General features: G+C 66.0%; 2 protein-coding genes and 1 riboswitch (1 of these 3 running past the window's edge). Both genes read right to left on the reverse strand.

What is annotated here, in order from left to right; all coding sequences use genetic code 11:
* Positions 1-119: 119 nt before the first annotated feature.
* The gene (locus K789_RS0114975; protein WP_024367467.1) at positions 120-1,502 is read right to left on the reverse strand and encodes an MFS transporter; all 1,383 of its coding nucleotides are present in this window, start codon (positions 1,500-1,502) and stop codon (positions 120-122) included.
* A gap of 180 nt (positions 1,503-1,682) precedes the next feature.
* Positions 1,683-2,864, reverse strand: a complete 1,182-nt coding sequence (gene metX, locus K789_RS0114980; RefSeq protein WP_024367468.1) for a homoserine O-acetyltransferase MetX — start codon at positions 2,862-2,864, stop codon at positions 1,683-1,685.
* Positions 2,865-2,874: 10 nt separating this feature from the next.
* A riboswitch (SAM riboswitch) is annotated at positions 2,875-2,909 on the reverse strand; it runs 71 nt beyond the window's last position.

Here is a 2,909-nt window from a genome sequence, read left to right on the forward strand (position 1 = left end):
CGCATTGCGGGGGCCGGGCTGCTCTCTTTTCTTGGCAAGTACCTTGGCTTTACGTCCTGTTTGTTACTTTTTGCTTGCTACTTTTTGCCTGTTACTTTTTGCCTGCTACTTTCTGCCTGCTACTTTTTGCCTGCGGCGAGCAGGTCCGCAGTGCCCTGGGCATCGGCGGCGTCGACGTCGTGCAGTGATACGCCGCGGGTTTCCTTGAGGAAGTACACCGCCACCATGGTGACCAGGCAGGCACCGAGCAGGTAGATGGCCACCGGGACGGAGGACTTGAACTGGCTCAGCAGGGCGACGGCGATGATCGGGGCCATCGAACCGGCCACGATCGAGGTGACCTGGTAGCCCAGGGAAACGCCCGAGTAGCGCATCCGGGTCGGGAACATCTCGGCCATGATGGCCGGCTGGCCGGCGTACATGAGCGAGTGAAACAGCAGACCAATGGTGATCGCCGCGAGGATGACGAGGTCGTTCTTGGTGTCCATCATCGGGAAGGCGAAGAAGCCCCAGGTGCCGCCAAGGACAGCACCGGCCATGTAGACCGGCTTGCGGCCGAGGTTGTCGGAGAGCTTGCCGACCATGGGGATCACGGCGAAGTGGATTGCGTGCGCCACCAGCAGCAGCAGGAGGATGCGGGCGGTGTCCGTCTGCACGATGACCTTCAGGTACGTGATGGAGAACGTGACCACGAGGTAGTAGAGGATGTTCTCCGCGAAGCGCAGGCCCATCGCGGTGAAGACGCCACGCGGGTAGCGGCGGAACACTTCGCCGACGCCGTAGCCCTTCTTCTCGACGGTGACTTCCTTCTGCGCCTCCAGGAAGATGGGGGCGTCCGTGACCTTGGTCCGGATGTAGTAGCCCACCAGCACGATCACCGCGGAGAGCCAGAAGGCCACACGCCAGCCCCAGCTGAGGAAGTCGGCGGAGGACAGCACGGAGGACAGGATGAACAGCACGGCCGTGGCCAGCAGGTTGCCCAGCGGAACAGCCGACTGCGGCCACGCTGACCAGAAACCGCGGGATTTGCTCGGGCTGTGCTCGGCCACGAGGAGGACAGCGCCGCCCCATTCACCACCGACGGCGAAGCCCTGGGCGAAGCGCAGGAACACGAGCAGGGCCGGAGCCCAGTAGCCGATCTGCTGGAAGGTCGGCAGGCAGCCCATCAGGAAGGTGGAGACGCCCACCAGGATGATGCTGAGCTGGAGGAGCTGCTTGCGGCCGAACTTGTCGCCGAAGTGTCCGAAGACGATGCCGCCGATGGGGCGGGCGACGAAGCCGACAGCGTAGGTGAGGAAGGCAGCAATGATGCCGTCCAGTTCCGTGCCGGAGTTGGGGAAGAATGTCTTGCCGAAGACAAGGGTGGCCGCGGAGGCGTAGAGGAAGAACTCGTACCATTCGACAACGGTGCCGGCCATGGAGGCCGTTACTACTTTTTTGAGGCCGGACGTCTTGACGTCGGGCTCTTCTGCGCGCCTTGCGGCCGCGTTTTCCGTGCTCATTTCGACTCCTTTGGCGTCGTCGTCGACGCCTCGTGGACCATTGGGAGGAGGGCGCTTGTGATGTGAGACACGCGGCGCCATTCCCCACGAGTATGGTCGCTTCCGGCGCGGGCCTCAACGGCCATTAGTGCAGAGCGCATCTGCAAAAATGCACACGGGACGCGGTTTTTGGTCGAAGGACTAGCCGAAGAAGTACTGCCGGAGCTGGTCGTTGAGCTGGCCGATCTCCGTGAGGAAGCCGTCGTGTCCGATCGGCGCCTCGATGGTGTGCACCGTAACGTCGCCCGGCAGGGCTTCGGCGAGCGCCTGGGACTGGGCCGGGAAGTACAGCCGGTCCGAGTCGACGGCCGCCACCAGGAACTCCGCAGTGGCCGGTGCCAGGGCCTCCGTGAGGGCACCTCGGTCCCGGCTGATGTCATGGCTCATGAGCGCCTCGGTGATGGCGATGTAGCTGTTCGCATCGAAGCGGTGGACCAGCTTGTTGCCCTGGTGGTCGAGGTAGCTCTCCACCTGGTAGCGCCCGCGCCCGGCGAGGGATCCGGCTTCCAGCGGAGCCTCTGAGTCCTGGGCGTTCCGGCCGAAGCGTCCGTCCAGCTCCGCGGCCGAGCGGTAGGTGATGTGCGCGATCCGCCGGGCCAGGGCCAGGCCCGCTTCCGGTTCGGGCCCGCCGTAGTAGTCCCCGCCATTGAAGTTGGGGTCCTGCCGGATGGCGAGCGTCTGCGCCTGGGCGAAGGCAATCTGTTCTGCGGTACTGCTGGCTCCGACCGAAATGACGCCGCAGCGCTGGACCCGTTCCGGGTAGCTGACGGCCCACTCCAGGGCACGCGCCCCGCCCAGGGAACCGCCCAGCACGGCATACCAGCTCCGGATGCCGAGGGCGTCCGCCAGCCGAGCCTCGGCCTGGGTCGTGTCCCGCAGCGTCACGAGCGGGAACCGTGAACCCCACGGCTTCCCGTCGGGNGCCGACGAGGGCCCGGTGGAGCCGTAGCAGCCGCCGAGGATGTTGACCGAGACGACGAAGTACTTGTCCGTGTCCACGGGGGCGCCGGGGCCCGCGAGCTGCTCCCACCAGCCCGGTTCCTCGCTGGCACCCCGCGTGACGTGGGTGTCCCCCGTCAGCGCGTGCTCGATCAGCACGGCATTGGAGCGTTCCGGGTTCAGGGTCCCCCACGTCTCGTAGCCGAGGGTGACGTCAGGTAGCCGGGCGCCGGATTCGAGCTCCAGATCCCCGATCCGGAGGTACTGGACCGTTCCGTCCTGCACGGCATCGGCACCAGACGCGTCCGGGAGGCGGCGACCCGGGACCGGGGCATGGGGGCTCTTGCTTACAGGTGCACCCTGGCGGGTGGCGGCAATCGTCATGTGGGACCTCACTTCGCGCTTGCCCGCCGTCAGCTGACCGGCGGG

It is taken from the genome of Arthrobacter sp. TB 26, from assembly GCF_000427315.1.
In the GTDB taxonomy this organism is placed as follows: Bacteria; Actinomycetota; Actinomycetes; order Actinomycetales; family Micrococcaceae; genus Arthrobacter.

Bases quoted from the DNA above. Each gene is read 5' to 3' on its own strand.
- K789_RS0114975 (WP_024367467.1), bottom strand. From the start codon at position 1,502: ATGAGCACGGAAAACGCGGCCGCAAGGCGCGCAGAAGAGCCCGACGTC.